Here is a 25,313-nt window from a genome sequence, read left to right as displayed (position 1 = left end):
GTTGCGTCTCTACGTACAAAACCCCGATCCGCCGGATCGGGGTTTTGTTGTTTTAGGTGATTCCGGGTGGTCCGGTTTTAATCGGCGCGGGGGTCGGATGGAGGGTTATCCCACCGGCCGCGGCCGGTACAGCGGTCACGCCAGCGGGCTTTCATCTGTTCGCGTTCTTCGGGGGTTATCTGCTGCCAGCGCTCGGCCATCTTCTCTTTCCAGGCCCTGCGGCCTTTCCAGCCACCCTCCCAGCCCCGGCCCCGAACACCATACCCCCCGAACAGGATGCGGCTGAGGAGCAACAGACCCAGCGCCTGCCAGAACCCGATGGCCGATACCCCCAGGATAGGGGGCAACAGCGCGTTCCAGAGTGTCATAACGGTCAGGCCGGCCAATCCGGCCAGTACAATAGCAAAGCCAAGAAAGCGGGCCGCCCGGCGAATCCAGAATCGTTTCATTTGTCGATAGATGCGGTTGCCCGCAGGGTGTTATAGTTTGTTACGGACACCAGACGTGGTTACTCGTTGAAGAAATCTTCGTACCAGTCGCGCAGGCGTTTGCGCAGGTGCAGCACCGCATAACGCTTGCGTGACAGGAGCGTATTGAGCGGCACCTGACCAGCGGCTGCTATGTCGTTGAAACTGCGCCCTTCCAGTTCATGCTGCACAAAAACATCGCGTTGTTCGGCTGGTAGCTCGGCCAGCGCATCGGCCAGGGCTTCCATGAGCGTTTCGCGGAAGAACTCGCTTTCGGGTCCGGCCTCGTCGGTCATGGCGAGCCATTCTCCCAAGATTGGCTGTTCGGGGTCGTCATCGGCATGGGGCGGCTCGCTGAGCGAAATGGTGGGGGTCCGGTTTCGGCCACGATACCAGTCGCTGATTTTATGACGCGCCACGGCAAACAGCCAGGATGCTACCCGACCAATGGGTTTGGCGGTCTGGTACGCTTCGGTCAACTCCACAAAGACATCCTGCACGATATCTTCGGCATCGTCGGGGTCGGGCAGTCGCCGACGTATGAAGGCCAGCAGCCGGGCCCGCTCCTGCCGAACGGTCTCGCTCAGGGGGCGTGTCGGGCCCAACTCCTCATTACTACCCAGTCCTGCACTGGTCAGGCTCAGGGCATATTGCGGAGACAGGGCGTCGATAAACTGACTACTACGGGCTGGATTCACATTCGGTTTCGTTCGTACATACAGGTAGTCGGAAACAGAAGGAAAATATTGTCTGGCAAGTGCCCGCAGTCCCATCTTTATCGGAAGAGCGGAACGTACCGGGGACAAACGGCGGGTTACCGGGCTAATAGCCAGCCATCTGCTCATCGGCATAGCACCACAACCAGCGTTCGCCCGGCTCAGCCGAGGCTACGACCGGATGCTGGCTGGTATGATAATGCCGGGTGGCGTGCTTATTGGGTGATGAGTCGCAGCAGAGGGTCGTGCCGCAGGTCTGGCACGTTCGGAGATGAACCCAGGAGTCGCCAGCTTTTATACACTCCTCGCAGACATATTCCTGAGCCGAACGAACGTCGGTCAGCACCGACAGATGGGTACAGAGTTGAGTTTGTTTTAGCATCTCTAGCAGATTTACAGGTTGAACTTACGTTTATTTGCGTGAATTTTCCATGACTACATAGCCGCTTATGAGCAACAGTTCTTTACTCCGGCGACTAGGGAAGCCGCTGCTACAACCCTTTGCCGAGTTTTTCCAGCGGGAGGCTTCCGGCGGTATTATCCTGCTCCTGAGCAGCATCGTAGCGCTCCTGCTGGCCAATACTGACGTCGGCATCGGCCGCTATTTCCCGGCCATCTGGGAAAACCACTTTTCAATAGCAGTGGGTAGCTTTCAGCTCGAAAAAAGCCTGTCGCACTGGGTCAACGACGGGCTCATGGCGCTGTTTTTCCTGATTGTCGGACTCGAGATCAAGCGCGAGGTGCTGGAGGGTGAGCTGGCCTCGGTGCAGCAGGCCGTTCTGCCCATGGTCGGAGCGCTGGGCGGCATGGTACTCCCCGCCGGGCTGTTCTGGCTCGTTAACCAGGGCACCCCCACGGCGGGCGGCTGGGGCATTCCGATGGCAACCGACATTGCCTTCGCGCTGGCTATCGTTAACCTGCTGGGCAACCGGGTTCCACTCTCGCTCAAAGTGTTTCTGACCGCCCTGGCTATTGTCGATGATCTCGGCGCCGTACTCGTCATCGCCGTTTTTTACACCCAGTCTATCGCGGTTGATTATCTGATCGGGGCCGGGCTGGTCTGGGTCGGACTGCTGGTACTCAACCGGCTGGGCGTACGGGTACTGGGCGTGTATCTGCTGCTAGGGCTGGTATTGTGGTATCTGACGCTTAAATCGGGCATTCACGCTACTATTGCCGGGGTACTACTGGCCATGGCGATCCCCTTCCGAACCCGCCTGACCGACCGCGCTGCCGTACAGCAACGGCTGAATACCATCCAGACGATGGTAGGTACCCAAAGCTGCATAGCCCGCGATGTCAGCGAAGAACTGGAGTCGCTTTCGGAAGAGATCAGCTCGCCCTCGCAGCGACTCGAACAGGTTCTGCACAGCCCGGTGGCGTTTTTTATCATTCCTTTCTTTGCGTTCTGCAACACGAGCATTGCCATCGATCTGTCTACGCTGGGCCAGCTTACCGAACCGCTGGCGCTGGGCGTTATGGCGGGGCTGCTCGTGGGCAAACCGGCGGGGGTTTTCCTGCTTTGCTACGGTACCGTACGGCTGGGCTGGGCTACCCTCCCCGCCGATGTGCGCTGGTCGCAGCTCCTGGGGGTTTCGATTCTGGCCGGTATTGGTTTCACGATGTCTATCTTCATCACCCTGCTTGCCTTCGACGGGCAGCCCGCTCTTCAGGATTCGGCGAAGATTGCTATCCTGCTGGCGTCTCTGGTAGCCGGTCTGGCGGGCTATGGTTTGCTGCGTCGGGTATCGTAGAAACAGGGCATCGTTTATTGACGATGGGGTATTGATGGTATCGGTAGTTACGTCTTGCTACCTGCGCTACCGACGCTGCGCTGTTGTGTCCCTACGGGACGATGGTTGGAGGCAGGAGTGGCAGGGATACGACGAAGGTGTTGTTCGTTTCTTCGACACGGGGGGTACGCTGACCCAGCAGCTGGTATTTGTTCAGGATGTTGAGCAGGCCTTTCTGGGTGGAGCTGGCCCGGTTGGCAGGCTTGCGCTGGAGGGTGTTACTGATCGTTAGCCAGCCGTCGGACGTGGTGGTCAGGCGGATGTGCAGCGGCTGATCGGCCGAGACGATGTTGTGTTTGATCGCGTTTTCGAGCAGCAGGTGGAGGGTTAGTGGCGGGAGTCGATAGGCCAGCAACGAAGCGTCGATGTCACTGATCAGATCGATCCCACTACCGTAGCGGGTTTTCAGCAGGTGGTAGTAAGAGTCGACGAACGTTAGCTCCGTTTGCAGGGTTGTCAGCTCGACATCGTTGGTTCGGAGCAGGTATCGATACACACTCGACATCTCATCGACGAATCGTTCGGCTTTAGCAGGCTCGTCGGCAATGAGCGACGAGAGCGAGTTGAGGCTATTGAACAGAAAATGGGGGTTCAGCTGCGCCTGCAGCGCCATCATCTGTACCGTAGCCATCTGCTGTTGAAGCTTTTCCGTAACCAGCTCGGCCTCTACCCGTTTCCGCTGCAGATACTCGTGTTCGCGGGCAATTCGCTGCTCAACAATGGCACTCCTGATGGCCCCCCGACGCTGCCGGTACCCCAGCACCAGGGTGAAACAAAGCAACTCGGCCAAAATCCCGAACTCCATATAGGTCAGCGGAGCCTGCAGAAACAGCAGGGGCGTATCGGCGGGCAGCCCGATCATAGTCAGCACCATAGCCGTAATACCACCGATCAGCAACAGGCCCGACCCCGTCGATACGTAGCGCGGCACCACGCCCCTCAACCCACGAATCTGGACAATACCGAACGTGGCCAGAACAACAATCAGCAGCCGCATACTGGTATGAGCCGTATCATACACGGCTGCGTACCAGGTGTCAAGCCCGAAACACAGCACGCCGATCAGGAGGGCATAGAGTATAATAACGAGCCGGGCCAGCCTGAACAACCGAAACAGAACCGGCAGTCGCGCCTGCAGCTGAATCAGCGCATCGGCAAAATCGAAATAGATAAGGTAAGCCAGCATGGGTGCCACGGCCCGGACAAAATACAGAACCGAAGCCGGCACGTAGGCATTGATCTCGTCGACACGCAGGCCGAAATAAACGAGCCAGGCCAGCATGTACAGCGTATAAAGCCCGTAAATACGCTCGCGGTAGATAATCCACTGCACCACGTTCAGCAATAGAATAGAGCTGATCATGCCGGTAAACAGCAGATTCCAGGTGGCAAACGTCATGATGGCGAACTTCTCTTAGTCAGGCGAAATAGAGCAAAAATTGCCAATAATGGTAGGTGAACGCAATGGCAGGCCTGATGAAACGGAAAAAGCCCCCAATGAACCGTCACACCGGGGGCCTGAACCGAACGGGTCGGTCCGGCGGGTTTAGGAAGATTACGAGTCGGCTAGGGAACAGCTTTCCAGACTATGGTGGTCCGGAGCGGTTTGCCTTCTTCGGTAATGGTTGCGTGGATTGTCAGGGTCTGGCTGGTCAGGTCGGCCACCTCCCAGGTCGTTACGCTGTTGGCAGAGCCGCTAGTGATGGTAATGGTTCGGGTGGCGTAGTTGTACGTCCAGCTGCCGCCCCGCGCGGCTCCCGTTTCGGGGGTATCGCAGGTGATCTGGCCGTCGGTCGTAATCAGCTTCCCGCCTGGGTCGAACACCAGCGCATTGTCGCGGTCGCAGGCAGACATGAACGAGAGCAGGTCGGTATCCAGCTTCCCATCGCCATCGAAATCAGTTGGCGGATCGAGCCGGAACGCCGTCATATGCCAGCGGGGTCCAACAAAAGCCGGAGCGGCTACGGATGCGCTGCCGGGCGCCGGGCTGGCCTTATCCTGTTTACAGGCTACCGTTCCGAGCAGAACGCCCAGCAGAACGCCGGGCAATAAAATTAGCATGCGTTTCATCGTATTGTTGTTGATTTTTAGAGGAATGAATGCGGTCGTTTGACGGGGCAAAGGTGGCCTTCCCCGGGCGGGTTGCCAGTGCTGTTCCGGATCAGAGCGCAGAGTCGGCCCTTAGAGCGGAATAAATTGCGTTTCAACCGCCAATCCTGCGTATTCATCGGCGTTCCAATTGGGGGTTCGTACAAAATGGATCAAGTTTGAGCAAGAATTAGTTAGTAACCGTTTCCTTTATTTCTTGTGGAGCGCCCCAACGACAAATGGTTCAGACGCCTGGGTATACCCGCCCTGATCATGCTGGTGAACCTGTTTTACCTGCGTGACTATCAGTACAATCCGGTAACGTATTTCAGCTGGGTAGCCGTGGGGGTCGTATACCTGACTCCGGTCTGGGCGCTGGTGGTTCAGTGGCTGATGTTCGTTCGTCGGCGTTACCACCGGATTCGGCAGACCCATCGCCGGATCGTAGTCACCTTCATCGGCTACGTGCTGATCACGCTGGTGTCGCAGCTGCTGTTCACCACCGCCATCGACCATTCGGGGTTGGCCGCCAAACCGCTGACCATCCGCTCCTACGTTGTCAATGTGCTGGTTGGCTTTTTCGCGACGGTTCTGGTGGGGGCTATCTACGAAATCATCTACTACCTCCGGCTTTATCGGCTGGCCGTTGCCGAAAGTCAGGCCGTACAGCAGGCCAGCCTGCAAAGCCAGCTCGACAGCCTCAGGAGCCAGGTCAATCCCCATTTTCTGTTCAACAGCCTCAACGCCCTGTCGGCCCTGATCAGCGAAGACCGAAACCGCGCCAACGATTTTCTCGATGAGCTGGCCACTGTTTATCGCTACCTGCTCCAGACCGAAAAACAGCAGCTGGTGCCGCTAAAGACCGAGCTAACCTTTATCCGCTCGTTTCTCTATCTGTTTAAAACCCGCTACGGGGCCGCTTTCGAGTATCAGATCGACGTAGACGACACCCTGCTCGACCGGCTTCTGCCCCCGCTGACGCTTCAGACGCTGGTCGAAAACGCCAGTCGACACAACGTCATTGAGGCCGCCAAACCGCTCTGCATCCGTATCTACACCCAGGATAACGCGCTGTTGGTCAGCAACACCCTCCAGCGCCGAACCCGCCTGCTCGATACCCAGCCCGGCGGCCTGGATCGGCTCATCAGCCGATACCTTGTGTTGCATCTGCCCCCGCCCCAGATCATCGACGATGGCTCTCTGTTCAGCGTTCGGCTGCCGCTCGTTGCCAAAAGCGTAGACAGTGCGGTACTGCTGAAAGTCTGACCTAACCTACCCCAACCATGAAGACGACGGCCTATACCAGACGGGACAACCTGATTGCGCTATGCGTGCTGCCCTGCTACTACCTGCTGTTCAACTACCTGTTGTTCGGCGCGACCTATGTCCGGCGGCCCGATGTGTTCGTCTACGCCACGCTCAGCATCGTACTGGTTCTGACGCCCCTTTACTTTCTGCATGCGATACCGGCTATCTATTTCCGCCAGCGGCTCCCAGCCATCCGCCAAACCTGGCAACGGCTGCTGCTGTCACTGCTGGCTCATGTGATGATGAGTTGGCTCGTTGTCCTGCTTTTCTTTTACGGCTACGACTGGATCGACTTTCCGGGTTACAGGTTCGATGCGGGGCGGCTGCAACGGGCGCTGCTGCTGAGTGTGGTTGGCAACGTGATCGTGAACGTCATCCATGAAAGCGTTTATACCTTCGAGCGCTGGTCGCAGGCGCTGAACGAGACCGAGAAGCTGAAAAAAGCTAACCTGCAAAGCCAGCTCGACGGACTTAAACAGCAGGTCAGCCCGCATTTTCTGTTCAACAGCCTCAACTCACTCTCGTCATTGATCGACGAAGACCCCGGGCGGGCCGAAGAGTTTGTAGCGGAGCTGGCCAGCGTATACCGCTACCTGCTTCAGAACAACACCGACGAGCTGACTACCCTGGCTACCGAGCTGCGATTTATCCGGTCGTATTTTCATCTGCAGCGCACCCGCTACGGCAACGGCCTGACCATGCAGATCGACGTGGCCGATAGCTGGCTGGACGCCCGGCTACCGCCCCTGACGTTGCAACTGCTGGTCGAGAATGCCATCAAACACAATATTGTCTCGGCCGATCAGCCGCTGCACATCCGCCTGGCCACCAGTTCGACCGGTTGCTTGGTCGTCAGCAACAACCTGCAGCGCAAACCGGCCCGCACCGACCGGCAAACCGTACTCTCGAATGGGGTCGGGCTGGCTAACATTACCGCTAAATACCGATTGCTGAGCCGATCAGCCGTACATATTGAAGAAACCAACGGGCAGTTTACGGTAACGCTGCCCCTGCTCGGTCAAACCACCCTGCTCAGCGAAGCCTGACGGCTGATGCTGCGTTTGGGTGGGTTCAGCCCCTGTTTATGCGGGTTGATCACGAGTACATTTGACCCAGCGTTGACCCGTACCGTATTTTTAGTCTTTACCTCTTTTGCGCAAACCCTCGCTGACCATGAACGTACTTATTATCGAAGACGAAGAATTAGCCGTCCGCAAGCTGACCAAACTGCTACAGGACGTTGACCCTACCCTGCATGTTGTGGGCACAGCCGCCAGCGTACGAGCGTCGGTCAGCTGGCTCGAGGCCAACGCACCCGGTCAGCCCTCGGCGCCGGATCTGATTCTGATGGATATTGAACTGGCCGATGGGCAGAGCTTCGAAATCTTCGAGCAAACGACCGTTACGGCGCCGGTCATTTTTACAACCTCGTACGACGAATACGCGTTGCGGGCCTTTAAAGTCAACAGCATCGATTACCTGCTGAAACCCATTAAACGGCAGGAGCTGGAAGCCAGTCTCGAAAAACACCGACGGCTCAGCAGCGGAGCCGCCACCGAACCCGCCCCACAGGTATCCATCGACGCCCTGGTGCAGCAGCTCCGCAAACAGGTAGCCCCCACCGAGCACCGGCGCCGGTTTCTGGTCCGGCATCTGTCGCAGTGGGTGCCCGTCGAAGTAAGCGACATCGCTTATTTCTATTCTGAAGAAGGGGTAAGCCTGTTCCGCACCCGCAGCAACCAGAAATTCTCCGTCGATTATACCCTCGACGAGCTGGAGTCGATGCTCGATCCTGCCCAGTTTTTCCGGGCCAACCGTCAGTTTATTGTCGATATCAATTCGGTACAGCAAATCCACCCGTACTTCAATAACAAACTGAAACTGACCCTGAAACCCAGCCCCGACGACGAAGTTCTGGTCAGCCGCGAACGGGCTACTGACTTTAAAAAATGGATGGGCAAGTGAGTGTACCCCGGGGTACACTCACTTACGCTTACAATGCCGACACGACTTTACCGATCGGCAGCTGGTTCAGCTCGTACGACGTCATTTCATGCACCATCCCGCCCGGCTCGTTCACGAACCGAACCCGGCAGTAGTTGAGTCCCGCTGGCGTATTGGTAAACAGCCAGTTGCGCCCCACTTTCGATAGGATAAACAGGCCGTTATCGTCGCCCAGCGCCGTAAAATCGGCCGTGGGTGCTGACCGGCTGAAGGGCGTCACCCCAAACCGGCGCTGGAGCTGACAGGCGGTACTGGCTACGTCTTCGGTGCCGATGCCGATCTCGCTCACGCCCTGAAACAGGTCATTGATGGTCAGGTTCGGATCGTCGAGCGGTAGGTCCGTACTGGCAATGAACTCCAGCAGGTTGCCCGTACCATCGTAGAAGTAGCAGGCTTTGGCACGCCAGTCCGGCAAATCGGCGATGATGTTGTCCGGCCGGTCGGTGTCCAGATAATCCAGATCGAAATAATACATGACCACATCGAGCGAACTGCGGGGTACGTTGATCGCCAGGTGGTACGGCGCTACGGGTCGACTGGTCAGGTGAAAGGTCAGTCGGGTCCAGCCGATCATCAGGGTCAGGTGGTCATACGAGCGCGACAGGACGGGCAGGCCCAGCCGACGAACGTAAAAGTGTCGGGTGGCGGTTAGATCGGTTGTGTACAGATCAAGATCAAGGAGTTTCATAAGGGAAGAGGCAGCTGTTTTCACGACAGCTCGTTTATGGGTTGTTTACTCTACTAAAGATCCGATTTAAGGCGCCAGCTATCAACAAGCTACCGGATGAAGCGCCGGAAACCCCGGATGAAGCGCAGTCATCACACCCACCCGTCGCGGTGAGGACACCGGGACGCGTAGTCGGACAGGGGTGGCAGAAATAAACAGGCCAGGAGCCACCCGTGAGGATAGCGCCTGGCCTGTTTCGTTGATCCGGTTATTTCTCGATCAGCACGTTGGTCTGAGCATTGGTTTCGAAGGTGTTGGCCGTCATCAGGTCGGTATTGGCCGATGCACCGTAGCTCACGAATACGCCGTAGCCACCGCTGCCGCTAATGCGGGTGTTGCGGATCGTCATGGCGGCTTTTGTGCCATAGATGGCCACATTTGCCTTTTTACCCGATACGATGATACCACTGCCAGCGTTGGTCACCTCGGCGTTTTCGAGTACGTTTTTCGAATCCTGCGAATAGCAGATGAGGCCCCGCCAGTACCCGGCTGTACGCTCGGCACCCGTCAGCACGACTTTCTCGGTAGCCGTTCCTTTCGCACTCAGGTACCCACTGGTGTTGACCCGAATGACAGCATCGCGGTTCATTTCCATCGTAATTCCCGGATTCAGCCGGAAGCCCGTATTGATCGTGAACTCTCCATTGATGCGGTAGGGCGTTTTGTCGGCGAAGGCCGTCCAGGTCACCTCGTTGGTGCCATTGACAGAGGAGGGCGTGACTTCAACTACGTTCCGGCCGTTACTGCCCGTGAAGGTCGATGCCGCATCCAGCTTCCGCACGTTTTCAGCATCCAGCAGAATACCCGCTTCGGTATGGCTGGTAAACGTATTCTTCTCGAACTCGCGCAGGATACCACCGTCGTAGACATAGACCCCGTAGCCGTCGTTCTGGGTAAACAAGCTGTTTTTCAGCGCTATCTGGGCCCGGCTACCGCCCGACAGGAACAGGGCCGCTTTGGTGGTGCTGTAGATGGGGCGGCTGCCCGCATGCATAACCTCCACGTATTCCATCAGGTTGGCGTTGCTGCCCGAATAGAGCGCAATACCCAGCCAGTAACCTTTGGTTTTCTGCACCCCAACAAACCTGATTTTCCGCTCGGGTTCGCCCCTGGCGATGAGCAGACCGCCGTTGTCGTTCACGTTCAGACGCACGTCGCGTTCGAAGGCGATAACCACGCCGGGGTTGATGGTTAATTCATGGTTTACGTCGACAGATTTGGTCACGATATAGTCGGGCAGGTCGGGGTTAACGATCCGGTCGACCAGCACGGTTTTAACCGTGATGTTGGCGCTGATGGCGATTGGCTCGGCCACCGAAGCGACTACAACTACCTTGTCGGTACTTTTGCCGTTGGCGCTCGTAACGGTCAGCTCCAGCTCGTACTCCCCTACCTCGTCGGGTCTGAACGTCGGTTTGGCGGTGGTAGGGCTGCTCAGGGCTACGCTGCTTTTGGCGGGTCGACGAATCAGATTCCATTGGTAGGTCAGCGGCTTACCATCGCTATCGAGCGAACCGGCACCATCGAGCGTGACGAGCTGCCCAACCTGCACCGACTGGTCGGGCCCGGCGTTGGCCACGACCGACCCGACCGGGGTCACGTCAGTTTCCTTCTTACAGCCCGCCACCATAAACAGACTGGCCATCAGGATGATAAATACGAATTTAGATGCGTACGAGGCCGCCAATGCGGCAACAGGAACGGGAATGTTCAGGGTGATGTATTGACTGGGTTTCATAAAAAAGAGGGGTGATTTGTGTTTACCTGCCCAAAAGTACCCGGCCCCGTTTGGCCCCGAAACCACCAGGCGGCTGAAACGGAAAAAGCCGCTGGTGAAGCGGCTTTTTCGACAAACGTTAGCGGGCAGGTGGTCCTAGGGCGTAGCGCCAACCAGCGGCAGCGTCACCACAAACTGCCCCTCATCTTCGCGGATGGTTGGCTGGGGCAGGTTCAGCATCTGGTACTTCGACCAGATGTTCGACAGGCCAACGCCGGTCGACGCCACCCGTACGGTCTTGCGCTGCACGTTATTCCGCACCTGTAGTTGTGCCTGTGCATCGGTTTGTATGCTGATTGTCAACGGCTGGTCGGGCAGAACGACGTTGTGCTTAACCGCATTTTCGACCAGGAGCTGTAGGGTCAGGGGAGGCAGCCGGTAGGTCTGGTAGCGTGCATCGACGTTTACGTTCATGGTCAGGCCCGAGCCGTGGCGGGTTTTGAGCAGGTGGTAGTACGACTGAATGAAGGCCAGCTCAGAGTCGAGCTCGGTCAGGTGCTGGTCGTTCGAGCGCAGCAGGTAGCGATAAACCGTACTCAGCTCGTCGAGGAAAACGCGGGCCTGCTTCGGGTCTTCTTCAATGAGCGAGTCGAGCACGTTCAGGCTGTTGAACAGAAAATGGGGGTTGACCTGCTGCTTGAGCGCGTCGAGCTGGCTTTGCAGATTGGCGGTCCGGAGCTTTTCTTTCTCGACCTCGGCCTGCTTGAGCCGTTTCTGGTACTGCGACGAATCCCGGGCAAAGAACAGCGTCTCGTAAATGACCTGAAAGAAAATAAAATTCGTGGTAGCCTGCACAAAATCGAACCCGTACAGGTTCAGCGCAATGGTCATTTTGTTGACCGTTATGCTGGCCATCTGCCCCGAATCCCGGAAATTATCCAGGTTGCCATGCAGCGCCAGATACCGTAGCGCACTGGTTAACCAGATAATAACGGTACTGGCTATACTACCGGCCAGAAACGTCAGAAGCAATCGCTTGCCAGTGTCATGTCTGGCAAAAAACCGCCGTCGGAAATAGATGATCAGCGCCCGGATCACATGCCAGGTAACGGTAATCGACACGAGGCTGATCAGCATACGGATCAGAATAAGGCCCGTCAGCGGTTGCTCGTGGAAGCCGTTACCCAGTACACTCATCAGAAACAGCAGCGTAATACCGATCACACGCAGCCATTTGTCGTTAACAGTATCCAAGGGGTTGAGGCTTTAAGTCAGGCTGGTTAAATATACGACTCCCTTAGTCACGTAATCAACTATACTTTATGATCGGTCACTACGCCCGGGCAGCTTCCCTCCTTTCGGTCTGCAGACCGAAAGGAGAGCAAATAGAAACGGAGTCGGTCCCTCACGACAACTCCTTCAGCCAGGCTCGTGCCATATCGCGGGCAGCCATCACCGGCTCGCGACCAATCCGGTAGAGCAGTTTCCAGTCGTCAGACTGCTGTCGGTAGTCGGCCCGGACAAATTCCAGTTTATCGCCCTGCCGGCTGACCTTCGCGTCAAAATCTACCGACTCGGCCAGGGCAACGAATGCCGCCAGCCGCTTTTTGAGAAGCTGGTTGGGATTGGCGTTGGCCTGGTACTGGGCCAGACGGCTGCGGTATTCGGCGGCTTTGGCTTTGCTGTCGGCCAGGCGCGTTTCTTCGTTGTCCAGCCCGTGTCTCATCTGGCGGGCCATATATCGGTTCAGGAAAGCCATATACTGCGTTTTAAACTCGGCCGGTTTGGTAGTTGCCAGCGGCTGTAATTGTCGCAGGACCATCAGGTCGCGGGTCAGGGCGGCTTTGGCGGGTGCATCGGCATCGGCAACCTGCTGCTGCAGCTGAATCATCTGCTGCTGAAGCATCATGGCCAGCGTAGCCGGTGGCATCTGGGCAAAGGTCGCGTTGGTTTGTGTTACCTGCTGGTCGGCCAGGGCGCGCACATCGGCCATAGACGTCTGTTCCGTTTGGCGAGCGTCGGCCGTCTGCTGATCGCTGACCTGATACTGCTCCTGTAGCCAGCGGTCGTAGCGGCTCCGGAACACCGCCGACTGAACGTAGGTACGAACCACAGCACCCATGGCCCGAACCGCCGAAGTTCGGGCACTGACCGACAGCCGTTTGCCAGCCTGACGGGCTTCGTAGGGCAGATCGACAGAAGCGGCTTCGGTCGTTAGCTGATAAAATGTTTGATCGTGTACCGCTTCGGTGGTCAGTTTCAGCTCGGTCAGTACGTCAGCGGGGCGGGTCGCCAGCCAGAGCGTAGCGCCAGCCAGCAGCAGCAGGTTCTTAGTGCGGGGTGTCATGGGTAGATGTTGTTTGGGTTGTTGCAAAAGTGGGCGGTGGCGGGCGCAGGCCCAATACCCGACCCGCCGAAACGGAAAAAGCCCGCCATGAACTGAATCATAGCGGGTTTGAACAGACGCGACTCGTTTACTTCTTCGCCAGCTGCAATTCCGCGTTTTTCCGGGCGATATCGTTCTGGATTTTAGGCACCGTTTTCAGGTACTCGTAGATAGCCCCAACTTCCCGGTCCGACAGCATCGGCTTGGGCTCCATCGGGTATCTGATTACGCTTCCGTCGGGACGAACCCCGGCTTTTACCATCCGGATAAACTGCTCTTTGGTATACTTGGCCACGGCGCCGGTTTTCTGATCGGCTGTCAGATTGGCCGTTATAATTGGTTGTCCCCCGTCGCCGGTCATCTCGATACCGCCCCCGTAATATCCCTTGGTTTTTTCGGGATGTACTTTATCCTGATCGATCAGATCACCCGAATGGCAGGCGTAACAGTCGCCGATGGCATCGGCCGTATAGCGCCCCAGCGCAATGGGGTTTGTGCTGTCGGGGAAAGCGATCAGCTGCTGCGGATACGGCAGCGGTTTCATCAGCGTATGGGTCAGCAGTTTCGAGACGAAGCTCAGTTCGGAAGGGGGCGCTTCCTGGCTCGACGGTTGCACCGAGAACCGGTCTGAGCGCAGCCAGGCCACCACCGCCTTCAGGTCTTCGTCGGCCATGTTGGGGTACTGCGGCATGATGGGTGCAAAGGAACCGTCGCGCCGAACGCCCGTCCGCAGGAAGTAGAGGATCTCACCGTCGGTCCAGCTACCGATGCCTTTCTGTTTGTCCTGGGTAATATTTTTGGTGTAGATTTTCCCGAACAAAGCCGGCACATCGGCCATGTGTTTGCCCGTGAGCCGGTTGTCGCGGTCGGCATGGCAGGCCGCGCACTGAATCTGGGCTATCACCTCGCCCCGGGCAATGCGCGCCGGCGTACGCTCGACGGATAGCTCCGGAATCGTTGGCGGATCGTAGGTTGGTACGCCCGACAGAGCTACGTAGACGCAGAAGCCCGCTACCATCAGCAGCAGCCCGCCTAGCAGCAGACCGGTTAGTTTGAGCAGTTTTTTCATGGTTTTCAGGTGAAAGAGGATCGTTGACCCAGACAGAAACTAGTAGCTAATCAGCGTAGCCGATTCGGCTGGGGTCCCGGTCAGCGCCTGGATGTACTGAGTAGCCAGCTGGTTGGGCTGGTAGGCGCTAAACTCAAGGCCCAGCTTATGTACGGCCTGGCGGTAGTGCCCATCGGCCAGCACCGTATGAACCGCCTTCTGAATCTGAGCCGAGGTGGGCGTTTCGGTCTTCAGATCAATTCCGACCTGGCAGTAATCGATGCGGGCCGCGATTTCATTTTTGCCTTCGTGAACCCCGGCCACCACGACCGGCAGCTGGTGTTGCAGCGCCAGCATAACGCCCCCGTAGCCGCCATTGGTCACGTATACATGCACATAGGGCATGACGGCGTTGAAGTCGATGAAATCGTCGATGATGAGGTTGTCCTGCGGAAATCGACGACGGAGTTCGTCGGTCTGCGAGCCGCCCGTTGTGGCAATGACCAGCGTTGACGGATCGGTCCTGAATGCTTCCAGCGCCGGAACGAGGATTTTCTCTACGTTTCGTTCTACGGTACCCTGCGTCACCAGCACAACCTGCTTGTAGCTTAGCGCTTTGGCGGCATACTCGAACGGCTGTTTCCGACCCGAACTGTAAGGCAGCAGCGGCCCCACGAACCGAACGTTCGGGCTGATGCGTTTGCGCGGAAACTCGAAACCCGGCACCCCGCTCTGCAGGTACAGATCGGCCGACCGAACCATGGTGTCGAACATGAAGCCCGGCACCGGCTGCAACCCATACTGTTGGCGCAGCTCGTTGTGCAGGTCGTTGCAGGGCTTGAACAGAATCCGTTGTACAACAAACCGCGACAAACTCTGCAGCCAGCGCCCCACCATTCCTTTGGCGGGTAACTTGCCCATACCCGAAGGCGGCACCAGCTCGTCCGATTCGGCCAGTGGCACCACCCCAACGGCAACGGCTTTGACCGGCAACAGCTCCTGAAGGAACGACCCTGCCATGAAGGCCACGTCATGAACGATCAGGTCGAACGGCCAGCGGGCGTGAATCTCACGCAGGTCGTCGATAAACTCGGGTACGCGCAGCAGAAACACCTGGCTGATATCGAAGCGCAGGCGGGCTACGGTGCCTTTGATGGCCGATCGTTCGGGAAACAGGGCTTCGAGGTTTTCCTGGTTGACGGTTTTGGCCCGAACGGGTTGGTAGTGATGCAGGCCTAGTTTCTTCACCTTGTCGCCGTAGTGACCGCCTACGTACCAGCGTACGTCGTAGCCCAGTTCACGAAGGTGAACGGCAAGGCCCGTCAGGGGGCTGAAATGGCCATCCATCGGCATGGTGGCAAAGAGGATGCGTGGGGGTGTTGTCATGAGTAGTCGTTGTTTGGTGGAACAAAGTTGTCCAACGCCCCCCCTGCACTCAACCCTTTCTCCGATGAACAGGAAAAAGCAGCCAGTCAACCGTTATTTTCAGCGGCTTATGGGCCAGTGCCAGTAATTTCTAATCGTTTTCTAACCATCTCCTAATTTCCCTCTTACGCTTGTTATGCACCTTTGCTCCCACAACAAAACAGGTAAGGCTAAAAGAAAAGTGTAGGACCATCAGTGTGAACTGATATTGGGGTGTTAACGGAAACAGCCAGGCTTCTAGCCCGGCTGTTTTTATGTACATCCTGTTGATTTTCAGCTAACCATCAACTACTTCGGAGCCACGTAGGTAATGGGTACGATACCGGCCGCCCGCGCTACCCCTATATCGACCAGCGCATAGCCGATTTCTTCATTCTCGATAGCATCCTGGTGGCTGACAAACGTGCGGTTGCCGGTTTCGACAGCCGCTACGAACGACTTCATGGCTAGTTGCGCGCCCAGCGTGGTCTGGCCGTTCAGCAGGGTTTTATAGAGCGCCTTGTTCTGGATGGCGGTTCGGCGGGTGTCGGCTCCCAGGAGCGTCGTTTCCAGATACGCCTGCTGCTCACCGTCATCGTCGAGGTCGAAGCCGAGAAACATGTGCCCCGGCACCACCACCAGCGTGGGGTTCAGCCCCACCCGACGCAGCACCGACGCCAGCAAAACACAGCCGTCGGCACAGTTGGCCTGGGTATACTGCGCCATGTCGTCGATGAGCCGAACCGGCTGCGAGGCAACCCCATGCTGCACCGGAACGACCGCCGGACTGCTGCTATACCGAATACCCCGCTCCTGCAACACCCGCCAGATGGCCGCCACCTGCCGGTAAACGGCACTCGGTCCGGCCTGGTAGCCAACAAACGCATCGACGTATTTTTTACGCAGGGCTTCCTGCAGGAGTTCCTGAATCCAGGGGTGGTCTTCGTTCACATAAGCCGCAAACATGAAGTCGATCGCCAGCTCATCGTCGTCGCTGACTACCGCAAACGGACAGTCGTTGATAGACCGGACGCGGAGCCGTTCGGTACGGGGCGGCTGGGGCTGATCGTTGATGATAACGTTGTAGGTAACATAGGTCGTTGTAGCCTGCCGCAGCGTGGCCAGCCGGCTGGGGCTGAACGGGATCAGGGGGGTTATCAGGTACTCCTGGCCTGCTTCGGGGGCCGTAACTTCCAGCACTACGGGTGCGAACAGGTTCAGGACATCGTCGCAGCGGAGTTCCAGCCGCACCTTCGTGTTGGGCTGGCTCGTGGTCAGGGTAATGCCCATAAACCCGTTCGGATCGCCCAGCGAGTAGGCCCGTTTGTCGCCGTCAGGGACCAGGTTCGCCACCGCTATGGCATAGGATGGGTACAGGTCACCGAGTTCGTGATACGGTTTCCAGGACTGAGCCAGCGCGGGCCACGAAGCCAGCAGGACCACGAACAGAGAGAATAGACGGAGCATGAAAATGGGTTGAGTAGAGACCAGATGTTATTCGTAAACTATACCAGCCTCGGCCCGAACGCTGTCCAGCAGGCTCATCAGGTTCAGGCTGTCGGTCAGCGACCAGAGGGGACTTTCGGTGCGGCCGTCGCGCAGACACTGCATCACGTGCTGGGCCTCGTACTCGTAGCCGAAGGTCGAACGGGTAGCTGTAAACGTTTCGGGTTCGTGGCCGTTCCGCACCAGCGTGAGCCCCTCGGTCTCGTGCCAGCGGCCGTGTACGCGAATCTGCCCGTCGGTACCGTGGATGAACGCTTCGCAGGGCGTTTTGGTACGCAGGGTGCTATCCAGCAGAGCCAGTTCGCCGTTGGGGTAGGTCAGTACCATGCCGCATTGTTCGTCAACGCCGGTTGTCCCGAACGTGGCCGAGGCTTTAATGGAAGCCGGCATACCCAGAATCAGGTACGACCAGAAGAGCGGATAAATACCGATATCGAGCAGCGAGCCGCCCCCCAGCGCCTTGTTGTACAGCCGACCCTCGGGCGTGAACGGAGCCGCAAAGCCGAAATCGGCCCGCACGCCCGTAACCGTTCCGATGGCGCCGTCGTCGGCGAGTTGTTTGGCCCGCAGCAGGACCGGCATGAACCGGCTCCACAACGCTTCCATCAGAAATACCGACTTCGACCGGGCCGTTTCGACCATCGTCTGCACCTGCTGGCTGTTCATCGCAAACGGCTTCTCGCCCAGCACAGAGATGCCCCCGTTGAGCAGCATCATCACGTTTTCATAGTGTTTGACGTGGGGGGTAGCCACGTAGACCACATCCAGATCGGGTAACGTCAGCAGGCCTTCGTAGCTATCGAGTGCATGCGGAGCGCCATACTGTGCGGCAAAGGCATCGGCCCGCTGCTGATCGGTAGACGCTACGGCGTAGAGTTGTGCGTCGGGTACGGTTAGCAGGTCCTGCGCAAATTTGTGGGCGATGCGCCCGGGTCCCAGAATTCCCCAGCGGGTCATAACGAATAGGGTTAGTGCTGAATCTTCAGTCGATAGGTTTTACCGGCTGAATTTATCCTTTTTTCCTAAGTTGCGGCCTGTACCATTGGCTTCCGTTGTGAAAAAACGTCATTATCTGCTTCTCCTGCTTGTTTTTCTATTGAGTCCGATCCTGACTCTGGCCCAGATTGTGGAACAGCCCGACCCGCTTCGCCCCTCTACGCCCGACAGTACCCAGGCCACCGCCGATTCGGTTCAGACCGACAGCACGCTGGCCCAAACGCCTGCCCCAGCCACTGCCAAACCGGCTACCCGGATTTTCCGGTATCGGCTGGCGGCCGACGGGACCCTTACGGCCGGCAACATCAACCGGGCGCTGGTGCAGCTGGCGGGCGCTGTCGATTATCAGCTGAGCAATCTGTTCAAACTATCGACCACCCCCTCGTTCGTGTACGGTCGGCAGAACGGCATCCTGGCCGAGCGCGAATGGTTCGGCGATTTCCGGGCTACGTACCGACCCGAAAAACGGCTGTACTACCTGGCCTTCGGCTCTTATGAGCGCAGTAACCTGCGGCAGATCAGCCACCGCTGGACCATAGCGGGCGGGGCAGGCTACAAACTCGTTGACCGCAAACGGGCTTATCTGTCGGTTACCAATGTGGTGCTGCAGGAGTACACCAATTTTGTCGAACTGGCCAACATCAACGTCATCCGAAATTCGGCGCGGCTGTTTGGCGAGTATACCTTCGGGAGCGACCGCTGGACCCTGACCCATACGGCGTTTTATCAGCCTGCCCTCAACCAGCGGAACGTTCGCTGGAATGCCAGCCTGAGCCTGTCTATCAAGCTGAATACCGTTATCAGTCTGCGCTCGTCGCTGGCCAATGCCTACGAGAGCGTCGTGGCCCCCGGCCGTCAGAATAACGACCTGCGTTTCACGGCTGGCCTCGTCTACGAACGAAAATAGGCGACCAATGGCCGCCTATCGTTACTGTTTTTCGGGGAAGGGGATAATCAGTTTCTCACCCCGGGTGGCTATGTCCTTGTCTTTTCGGTTGGCCCGCATGAGGGCTTCCTTGCTGACGCCGTATTTCTGCGCCACCACCCGCAGCACATCGCCCGGCCCGACCGTATGAACGGCCATGACTTTCACATTCAGTTTGGTCACGCCAGCCTTGATCTGCTGCTCCGTAACGCCCGGGTTCAGCTCTTTCAGGGTGTTGATCTTCATATTGTAGCGGTTAGCCACCCCATAGAACGTCTCACCCGACCCGACGGTATGCGTATTGGTAACGCCCCCGGGTTTCACGTTAGGCTTCTCCACGGCGGCTACTTCGGACTTCGGTTTTTCTGCCTTTTTCTCTTCTTTGGGCTTCTCTACCTCTTTCGGCTTTTCGACCGGCTTTTCGGGCTTCGGCGCAGCGGCTACCGGCTTCTCGTCGGCCGGAGCGGGTTTGCCAGCCGTGGTTTCGCGGTTGTCTTCGGCCACTTCTTCGGGCTGGGCGCTGGCATCGGCCACCCCGGCGGGCGGTTCAGCCTGCGACAGGTCGACCGGTGCGGGCTGCGACGAGGTGTCGACTTCTTCGGGAGCCATCAGCATGTCCGGATCGGTTTGCGCCAGGGGCTGCTGCGAGGTCGTGTCCAGCGCCACATTGGTCAGCTCGTCGGAGCCGTCGGTGTTATCGACAAAATAATCGTAGCCTACGTACAGCAAGGCAGCAATCAGCCCCACCAGCACGACCAGAGTCAGCGCCGGTAAACTGTTACTGCCCGTAGGCCGGGGATTTTTGGGTTGTTCTTCCATAGCCTTGTTACTTTTCACTTGGTTGTCAGCAGCTCCTGGCTCATTTCAGCCACTTTTGCTTTCAGCTCTTCCTTAAACCGGGCCAGGTTCTGCGCCACCGTATCGTCGGCGGTACCGATGATCTGCGCAGCCAGAATACCGGCGTTGCGGGCCCCGTTGAGGGCCATTGTCGCTACCGGAACACCCGCGGGCATCTGTAGAATCGACAATACCGAATCCCAGCCATCGATGGAGTTACTCGATTTGACCGGCACACCAATAACGGGCAGGGTGGTCAGCGACGCCACCATACCGGGCAGGTGAGCAGCCCCACCCGCCCCGGCAATAATCACACGCAGCCCGCGGTCCCGGGCGCTCTGGGCGTAGTCGACCATTTTTTCGGGCGTGCGATGGGCCGAAACGATGTCCATTTCGTAAGCAACGCCCAGGGTGTTTAGAATGTCGGCGGCCTCCTGCATCACGTTTCGATCGGAGAGGCTGCCCATGATAATACCTACCATTGGGGGTGGATAAAGTTGACTGTCTGCGAAATAACGCAGATTGCGGCACAGTATGACAGAAAGGCCCCTAATTTTTATCGGATTCCCTGTAGAGACCGGTCCGTCGTCACGGCGACACGGCCCCTACGATGTCAACACCGATATGGGCAGGGCGCGGAACAGGGTTTGCAGGGATAGCTCCGATACAGACTCGCCCGTCAGGCGGCTCGTCCAGGTAGAGGGCGCGTCGTCAGGCAGGGTGATGCGGGTATCCTGCCAGTCGAGCAGCCGGGCATCGGGTTGCTGCTGTTGCCGAACCAGCTGACCTACGTGCAGCGGCACGACAACCACACACCAGTCGTCACCCAGCTGCCGCGCAAAAGCCAGCACGTGGTCACTATGCGTACCCGCTACGGTCAGCGGCCGATAGGCCCCCTCGGCAAACAGCGTTTCGTACTCACGCCGGAGATGCAGCAGGGTGCGGAGCAGCGCCAGCTTGATGCGGCTGTCGAACCGGTTGGCCCAAAGGTCAGCCCAGTCGGCGGAGTCAGGTTCACCAAGCGCGTCGAGGAACCTCAGCCTCCGGTCGAAATCGATGGGTCGGCGGTTGTCGGGATCGACCAGACTCAAATCCCAGTTTTCGGCGCCCTGGTACACATCCGGCACCCCCGGGCAGGTACATTTCAGCGTAGTCTGGACCAGTGAGTTAAGTACCCCCAGGTCGGCCACGCGCCGGTGGAACGGCTCGAACCGCTGCCAAAACGCGCCCTGCTGATCGAACATCCGGTCGATAAACCGCCGGATTCCCTCGTGGTAGGTCTCCTCAACCGTCCAGCCCGACGTATGGCGTTTGGCTTCCTGAAGCGCCTTTTCCATGTACAACCCAAAGCGATTCTGAAAATCGTCGTCGTGCTGGCCGGGCATGGGATAGCCGCCAATCATGTTTTGGAGCATGAAGTACGCATCGTTTGCATCGGGCACACCGGCATACGCATCGGTGCCTGGGTTGGTTTCGGCCAGTATATCCAGCCAGTGCTGCACCTCGGCCAGCCATTCGTCCGACAGATCGGTCAATACGTTGAGCCGGGCGCGCACGTCTTCGCCCCGTTTGGTATCGTGGGTCGTGGTCGTGTTCATGGCCAGCGGCCAGTGCTGCTGCCGGTGCTGCATGAGTTGATGAAAGGCATCGGGCCGCATACCGTGCCGCTCGGGCGCGTCGCCCACTTCGTTATGGCCCACAAACGCGTTGTAGGTATAGAGCAGCGTGTCTTCAACGCCCTTGGCCATGAGCGGACTCGAAAACTGCATCAATCGCTGGTAGAACCGCCGGGCCCGCCCGTTATAATCCGCGTCGGCGGTTTGGGGGCGGGTCAGCAATACATCGTCGAGTAACGCGGCAGCATCAGTCAGTTCGGGCCGCTTCTCCAGTATTTCGGCCAGTATGGCGCGTAAGGCGTCGGCTTCTTCGGCAGGCAGGGGTAACTGGTTGCCATAATAGCGGTAAACGGGGCAGCGTACCAGTACCTCCCCGATGGTTTGTTTCAGCTGGCCCTCGCGCAGCTGAGCCAGGGACTCCTCGTCAACCAGGTTCAGCGACCGGAAATAATGGTACAGGTTATCGAGCTCTCCGCCCATGTACTGCGCCAGAAAAAACGCCTTGCGGTCCCGAACCTGATCGTGTACCGACGTTTCGTTGCCGACCAACTGCCGGTAAAACGCCCGGAAAGCGGGTTCGCTGCGGGTGTCGGTCAGGAGGTTGTTGACCATGGCCAGAAACTCGTAGCCCGATGCCCCTTCAATGGGCCAGTGGTGGGGCATGTCTTCGTCGGCCTGCAGGATTTTCTCGACAATCAGGTAGGTTTCAGGCCCCATCCGCTCCCGCAGCCGGTCGAGGTATTGCGTCGGGTCGTAGAGTCCATCCACATGGTCGACCCGCAGTCCCTGAAACAGGCCCTCATCGACCAGTCGCTTGGTGAGCGCATGATACGCATCGAAGACAGCCTGATCGCGCATGTTGAGACAGATCAGCCCGTTGACCGTGAAAAACCGTCGGTAGTTCATCTCCCGGCGCGTCTCCGGTTCGGTCCGGAACTGATAATACTGGCTGGTGGCCAGGTCGGTCATTAACTCCGGCGATTCGTTGATGTGATCGATAGCCGACTGCACATAGGTCGCCGTGGCTTCATTTTTCATCAGCGCCACCAGCTGCTGCCGGAACTCCTCCCAGGCCACCGCGTAGGCTTCCGGTTCGTCGGTATGTTTCAACTGATCAATCAGTTCGAGCAACTGATGCAGGGCTGTATTGGGCTCACCCGCGCCAGCCTGTATGACTTTCGCATAGCCCCCCGGATTAAGTGGCAGGGTGTTACCCTGCACCTGCAACACCAGCCGATCGTCGATGTAGGCCAGCGTCAGTGCCCCGTCGGCAATGCTCTGATCGAGCGGGCCGGGCAGAAAAGGCGCTTCGATACGACCCCGAAAGAACGAACTGCTCAGCGATGTTTCGAAAAAGCGGGCGTAGCGCGACATACTGCCTTTCTCCAGCATGTCCATCAGCCATTCGTTGGTCGGATGGTAGGCCATGTGGTTGGGTACGATGTCCTGAAACCAGCCCATGCCGGCCGCCCGAAGCCGCTCGCTGATAGCGCGCAACTCCTCTTCCGTGCCTATTTCGGGATTGATGCGAGTGGGGTCCACGGCATCGTACCCGTGCGAACTCTGCGGAGTCGATACGTAGATCGGCGATCCATATATAGTTTTGATACCCAGGGCTTTGAGGTAAGGCAAAAGCCGGTCGAGCTTGCTGAGTGTAAAGGTGCTGTTGAACTGAAAGCGGTACGTAGAGACCGGGTTATACATAATGTTGAGTCTGTTAAACAACCGTTGAGGAGGGGGCCAGCGAACCGGAGCCCCTTACCCTACAACACGCAGCCCCGGACTTGTGTTGGATTTTAGCGTTGCCCGGCGCTAATATGTCCCGCACAATAATATACCCGTGTTCATTCGGGGCTACGCTGGTTTGATAGGTATCAACCCGACTACGCAATACCTATGCTAACGGAAACGCTGCCCGTGGCCAACGCGCCCGACGCCCTGCCCGCAACCCAGCCTATTGAACTGACTATCAATGGCCAAAAACGGCAGTTCAGACTAGCCCCCTGGACAACCCTTCTCGACGCCCTCCGCGAATACGCCAACCTGACCGGCACCAAAAAAGGCTGCGACCACGGCCAGTGCGGGGCCTGTACGGTACTGATCGACGGAAAGCGGGTGAACTCCTGCCTGACCCTGGCGGTCATGCACGAAGACCATGCCATCACCACCATCGAGGGCTTAGCCGACTCCGCCACAGGTCAGTTTCATCCACTGCAACAGGCGTTTATCGACCATGACGCCTTTCAGTGCGGCTACTGCACGCCCGGTCAGATCTGTTCGGCGGTTGGTATGCTGAACGAAGGCAAAGTCGAAAATAAAGCCGATCAGATTCGCGAGCTGATGAGCGGCAACCTCTGCCGGTGCGGAGCCTATCCCCACATCGTCGATGCTATTCAGGAAGTAATGAAAAAAGAACGGTAAGACCGTAGTCCATGCGGTCGGCGCTGTGTCACCGTGGTCCGTGGTCCGGGACGTGTCGTAGTCCGGATGGTTTTTGCTGACGCGCGGTGGTGTTGTAGAGACGCAACCTCTTGCGTCTCCTGACCGGATGGCGTTGCTGACGCATGAGCGATCCGTGAGGATCAGGGCGCCGACCGCACGGGCCAGAGTGATAAACACCGACCACTTGTCAGATAAGCGATATACCGTACACACAAACTCAGCATACTTATGAACCCATTTGCCTATAGCCGGCCGTCATCGCTGGCGGATACGGTCGACGAGCTGGCCGGGAGCAGCCGAAGCCGGATCATTGCAGGCGGCACCAACCTCATCGACCTGATGAAGGAGAACGTGGAGCGGCCCGCCCAGCTTATCGACATCAACCGGCTTCCGTTCAGCACCATCGACGAACTACCCGATGGCGGTCTGCGGCTGGGTGCTCTCGTCACCAACGCCGACACGGCCTATCATCCACTGGTTGAGCAGCGGTATCCGTTACTGTCGCAGACGATCCTGGCCGGTGCTTCGCCCCAGTTGCGGAATATGGCCACGAACGGCGGCAATCTCTTTCAGCGAACCCGCTGCTATTACTTCTACGACACCTCCATGCCGTGTAACAAACGGGCCGCTACCAACAACGGACCGGGCGGCTGCGCGGCTTATGGGGGCTACAACCGAATCCACGCCATCCTGGGTACCACCGACGACACCAACGGCCAGTCGTCCTGTGTGGCCACGTACCCCTCCGACATGGCCGTAGCCCTGACCGCACTTGAAGCCGTAGTGCAGGTTACCGGTCCTAACGGCGACCGGAGCATTCCTATGGCTGACTTTCACCGGCTACCCGGTGCCGAGCCCTGGCGCGACAATACGACCCAGCCCGGCGAAGTCGTCACCGCCATCGATTTGCCCGTACGCGGGTTTCCGGATCATTATACATATATAAAAGTGCGCGACCGGTCGTCCTATGCCTTCGCCCTCGTATCGGTGGCTGTAGGGCTGGAGATGGACGGCGACGTTGTGCGCGACGCCCGCATTGCCCTCGGCGGAGTGGCCCATAAGCCCTGGCGTAAGTCCGAGGCCGAGCAGCTGCTGGCTGGCAAAACGCTTTCGCCCGAAACGATCCGTCCCGTGGCCGACGCGCTGCTGGCCGGTGCCCGGGGTTACGGTCATAACGACTTCAAAATAGAGTTGGCCCATCGCGCCATCGTCCGGGCCGTTCTGAAAAGCGGATTGGCTGATAACACGCAGGAATAATGGCCTGTACCACCGGTAGGGTCTTTGATCAGTAACGGGGTGAATGATCTGCCAATACCCCGTCAGTGGTCGGAGC

At 58.1% G+C, this 25,313-nt stretch carries 23 protein-coding genes; 7 read left to right on the top strand and 16 right to left on the bottom strand.

Annotation, left to right across the window (positions count from 1 at the left end; all coding sequences use genetic code 11):
- Positions 1–77 precede the first annotated feature (77 nt).
- The 3 genes from FBR45_RS01195 to FBR45_RS01185 form a co-directional block, all read right to left on the bottom strand.
- Positions 78–449, bottom strand: coding sequence for a hypothetical protein (locus FBR45_RS01195; RefSeq protein WP_138498575.1), 372 nt, complete (start codon positions 447–449; stop codon positions 78–80).
- A gap of 59 nt (positions 450–508) precedes the next feature.
- Positions 509–1,165, bottom strand: a complete 657-nt coding sequence (locus FBR45_RS01190) for an RNA polymerase sigma factor (protein ID WP_246082071.1) — start codon at positions 1,163–1,165, stop codon at positions 509–511.
- A gap of 124 nt (positions 1,166–1,289) precedes the next feature.
- Entirely contained in the window at positions 1,290–1,565 is a 276-nt protein-coding gene (locus FBR45_RS01185; RefSeq protein ID WP_138498571.1) for a UBP-type zinc finger domain-containing protein, read from the bottom strand.
- A gap of 67 nt (positions 1,566–1,632) precedes the next feature.
- Here FBR45_RS01185 and nhaA point away from each other — a divergent pair, with 67 nt between their 5' ends.
- A complete protein-coding gene (nhaA, locus tag FBR45_RS01180; RefSeq protein ID WP_138498569.1) occupies positions 1,633–2,937 on the top strand; it encodes a Na+/H+ antiporter NhaA in 1,305 nt (434 codons plus the stop codon).
- A gap of 91 nt (positions 2,938–3,028) precedes the next feature.
- Here nhaA and FBR45_RS01175 read toward each other — a convergent pair whose 3' ends face one another.
- Entirely contained in the window at positions 3,029–4,375 is a 1,347-nt protein-coding gene (locus FBR45_RS01175; RefSeq protein WP_138498567.1) for a sensor histidine kinase, read from the bottom strand.
- Positions 4,376–4,542: 167 nt separating this feature from the next.
- Positions 4,543–5,046 (bottom strand): hypothetical protein, encoded by a 504-nt coding sequence (locus FBR45_RS01170; RefSeq protein WP_138498565.1) that lies wholly within the window; start codon positions 5,044–5,046, stop codon positions 4,543–4,545.
- A 237-nt stretch (positions 5,047–5,283) separates the two neighbouring features.
- Between FBR45_RS01170 and FBR45_RS01165 the strand changes: the two genes are divergently transcribed.
- From FBR45_RS01165 to FBR45_RS01155, 3 genes are all read left to right on the top strand, one after another.
- Positions 5,284–6,330: a sensor histidine kinase gene (locus tag FBR45_RS01165; protein WP_138498562.1), complete on the top strand. Its 1,047-nt coding sequence runs from the start codon at positions 5,284–5,286 to the stop codon at positions 6,328–6,330.
- 17 nt (positions 6,331–6,347) lie between these two features.
- Positions 6,348–7,418 (top strand): sensor histidine kinase, encoded by a 1,071-nt coding sequence (locus FBR45_RS01160; RefSeq protein ID WP_138498560.1) that lies wholly within the window; start codon positions 6,348–6,350, stop codon positions 7,416–7,418.
- Between the two features lie 127 nt (positions 7,419–7,545).
- A complete protein-coding gene (locus FBR45_RS01155) occupies positions 7,546–8,337 on the top strand; it encodes a LytR/AlgR family response regulator transcription factor (protein ID WP_138498558.1) in 792 nt (263 codons plus the stop codon).
- 28 nt (positions 8,338–8,365) lie between these two features.
- Here the strand turns inward: FBR45_RS01155 and FBR45_RS01150 are convergent, their stop codons facing one another.
- The 8 genes from FBR45_RS01150 to FBR45_RS01115 all read right to left on the bottom strand — a co-directional run bounded on the left by FBR45_RS01150 (position 8,366) and on the right by FBR45_RS01115 (position 18,121).
- A complete protein-coding gene (locus FBR45_RS01150; protein WP_138498556.1) occupies positions 8,366–9,064 on the bottom strand; it encodes a VOC family protein in 699 nt (232 codons plus the stop codon).
- A 247-nt stretch (positions 9,065–9,311) separates the two neighbouring features.
- Positions 9,312–10,841 (bottom strand): right-handed parallel beta-helix repeat-containing protein, encoded by a 1,530-nt coding sequence (locus FBR45_RS01145; protein WP_138498554.1) that lies wholly within the window; start codon positions 10,839–10,841, stop codon positions 9,312–9,314.
- Positions 10,842–10,976: 135 nt separating this feature from the next.
- On the bottom strand, positions 10,977–12,074 hold the full coding sequence (locus FBR45_RS01140) for a sensor histidine kinase (RefSeq protein ID WP_246082070.1): 1,098 nt from the start codon (positions 12,072–12,074) through the stop codon (positions 10,977–10,979).
- A gap of 151 nt (positions 12,075–12,225) precedes the next feature.
- Positions 12,226–13,167 (bottom strand): hypothetical protein, encoded by a 942-nt coding sequence (locus FBR45_RS01135; protein ID WP_138498552.1) that lies wholly within the window; start codon positions 13,165–13,167, stop codon positions 12,226–12,228.
- A 127-nt stretch (positions 13,168–13,294) separates the two neighbouring features.
- Positions 13,295–14,275, bottom strand: coding sequence for a c-type cytochrome (locus tag FBR45_RS01130; RefSeq protein ID WP_138498550.1), 981 nt, complete (start codon positions 14,273–14,275; stop codon positions 13,295–13,297).
- 39 nt (positions 14,276–14,314) lie between these two features.
- Positions 14,315–15,640, bottom strand: a complete 1,326-nt coding sequence (locus FBR45_RS01125; protein WP_138498548.1) for a glycosyltransferase — start codon at positions 15,638–15,640, stop codon at positions 14,315–14,317.
- A gap of 327 nt (positions 15,641–15,967) precedes the next feature.
- Entirely contained in the window at positions 15,968–17,125 is a 1,158-nt protein-coding gene (locus tag FBR45_RS01120) for a hypothetical protein (protein WP_138498546.1), read from the bottom strand.
- Positions 17,126–17,152: 27 nt separating this feature from the next.
- A complete protein-coding gene (locus FBR45_RS01115) occupies positions 17,153–18,121 on the bottom strand; it encodes a Gfo/Idh/MocA family protein (protein WP_138498543.1) in 969 nt (322 codons plus the stop codon).
- A gap of 97 nt (positions 18,122–18,218) precedes the next feature.
- Between FBR45_RS01115 and FBR45_RS01110 the strand changes: the two genes are divergently transcribed.
- Positions 18,219–19,067 (top strand): DUF481 domain-containing protein, encoded by an 849-nt coding sequence (locus tag FBR45_RS01110; RefSeq protein WP_246082069.1) that lies wholly within the window; start codon positions 18,219–18,221, stop codon positions 19,065–19,067.
- Between the two features lie 21 nt (positions 19,068–19,088).
- Here the strand turns inward: FBR45_RS01110 and FBR45_RS01105 are convergent, their stop codons facing one another.
- The 3 genes from FBR45_RS01105 to treY form a co-directional block, all read right to left on the bottom strand.
- Positions 19,089–19,904, bottom strand: coding sequence for a LysM peptidoglycan-binding domain-containing protein (locus FBR45_RS01105; protein ID WP_138498536.1), 816 nt, complete (start codon positions 19,902–19,904; stop codon positions 19,089–19,091).
- A 14-nt stretch (positions 19,905–19,918) separates the two neighbouring features.
- Positions 19,919–20,404 carry a 5-(carboxyamino)imidazole ribonucleotide mutase gene (gene purE, locus FBR45_RS01100; protein ID WP_138498534.1) on the bottom strand — a complete coding sequence of 162 codons (486 nt, stop codon included), beginning with the start codon at positions 20,402–20,404 and terminating at the stop codon, positions 19,919–19,921.
- Positions 20,405–20,527: 123 nt separating this feature from the next.
- The gene (gene treY / locus FBR45_RS01095; protein WP_138498532.1) at positions 20,528–23,242 is read right to left on the bottom strand and encodes a malto-oligosyltrehalose synthase; all 2,715 of its coding nucleotides are present in this window, start codon (positions 23,240–23,242) and stop codon (positions 20,528–20,530) included.
- A 192-nt stretch (positions 23,243–23,434) separates the two neighbouring features.
- Here treY and FBR45_RS01090 point away from each other — a divergent pair, with 192 nt between their 5' ends.
- Entirely contained in the window at positions 23,435–23,959 is a 525-nt protein-coding gene (locus tag FBR45_RS01090; protein ID WP_138498530.1) for a (2Fe-2S)-binding protein, read from the top strand.
- Positions 23,960–24,208: 249 nt separating this feature from the next.
- Positions 24,209–25,237, top strand: a complete 1,029-nt coding sequence (locus FBR45_RS01085) for an FAD binding domain-containing protein (protein WP_138498528.1) — start codon at positions 24,209–24,211, stop codon at positions 25,235–25,237.
- The last annotated feature ends 76 nt before the right edge of the window (positions 25,238–25,313 follow it).

This window comes from Spirosoma lacussanchae, from assembly GCF_005870035.1.
Lineage (GTDB): Bacteria > Bacteroidota > Bacteroidia > Cytophagales > Spirosomataceae > Spirosoma > Spirosoma lacussanchae.
This window is presented reverse-complemented; position numbering and strand designations above follow the sequence as displayed.

Coding starts and splice junctions, on each gene's coding strand:
- FBR45_RS01195 (WP_138498575.1), bottom strand. CDS start 449: ATGAAACGATTCTGGATTCGCCGGGCGGCCCGCTTTCTTGGCTTTGCT.
- FBR45_RS01185 (WP_138498571.1), bottom strand. CDS start 1,565: ATGCTAAAACAAACTCAACTCTGTACCCATCTGTCGGTGCTGACCGAC.
- nhaA (WP_138498569.1), top strand. CDS start 1,633: ATGAGCAACAGTTCTTTACTCCGGCGACTAGGGAAGCCGCTGCTACAA.
- FBR45_RS01175 (WP_138498567.1), bottom strand. CDS start 4,375: ATGACGTTTGCCACCTGGAATCTGCTGTTTACCGGCATGATCAGCTCT.
- FBR45_RS01170 (WP_138498565.1), bottom strand. CDS start 5,046: ATGAAACGCATGCTAATTTTATTGCCCGGCGTTCTGCTGGGCGTTCTG.
- FBR45_RS01160 (WP_138498560.1), top strand. CDS start 6,348: ATGAAGACGACGGCCTATACCAGACGGGACAACCTGATTGCGCTATGC.
- FBR45_RS01155 (WP_138498558.1), top strand. CDS start 7,546: ATGAACGTACTTATTATCGAAGACGAAGAATTAGCCGTCCGCAAGCTG.
- FBR45_RS01150 (WP_138498556.1), bottom strand. CDS start 9,064: ATGAAACTCCTTGATCTTGATCTGTACACAACCGATCTAACCGCCACC.
- FBR45_RS01145 (WP_138498554.1), bottom strand. CDS start 10,841: ATGAAACCCAGTCAATACATCACCCTGAACATTCCCGTTCCTGTTGCC.
- FBR45_RS01135 (WP_138498552.1), bottom strand. CDS start 13,167: ATGACACCCCGCACTAAGAACCTGCTGCTGCTGGCTGGCGCTACGCTC.
- FBR45_RS01130 (WP_138498550.1), bottom strand. CDS start 14,275: ATGAAAAAACTGCTCAAACTAACCGGTCTGCTGCTAGGCGGGCTGCTG.
- FBR45_RS01125 (WP_138498548.1), bottom strand. CDS start 15,640: ATGACAACACCCCCACGCATCCTCTTTGCCACCATGCCGATGGATGGC.
- FBR45_RS01120 (WP_138498546.1), bottom strand. CDS start 17,125: ATGCTCCGTCTATTCTCTCTGTTCGTGGTCCTGCTGGCTTCGTGGCCC.
- FBR45_RS01115 (WP_138498543.1), bottom strand. CDS start 18,121: ATGACCCGCTGGGGAATTCTGGGACCCGGGCGCATCGCCCACAAATTT.
- FBR45_RS01105 (WP_138498536.1), bottom strand. CDS start 19,904: ATGGAAGAACAACCCAAAAATCCCCGGCCTACGGGCAGTAACAGTTTA.
- purE (WP_138498534.1), bottom strand. CDS start 20,404: ATGGTAGGTATTATCATGGGCAGCCTCTCCGATCGAAACGTGATGCAG.
- treY (WP_138498532.1), bottom strand. CDS start 23,242: ATGTATAACCCGGTCTCTACGTACCGCTTTCAGTTCAACAGCACCTTT.
- FBR45_RS01090 (WP_138498530.1), top strand. CDS start 23,435: ATGCTAACGGAAACGCTGCCCGTGGCCAACGCGCCCGACGCCCTGCCC.
- FBR45_RS01085 (WP_138498528.1), top strand. CDS start 24,209: ATGAACCCATTTGCCTATAGCCGGCCGTCATCGCTGGCGGATACGGTC.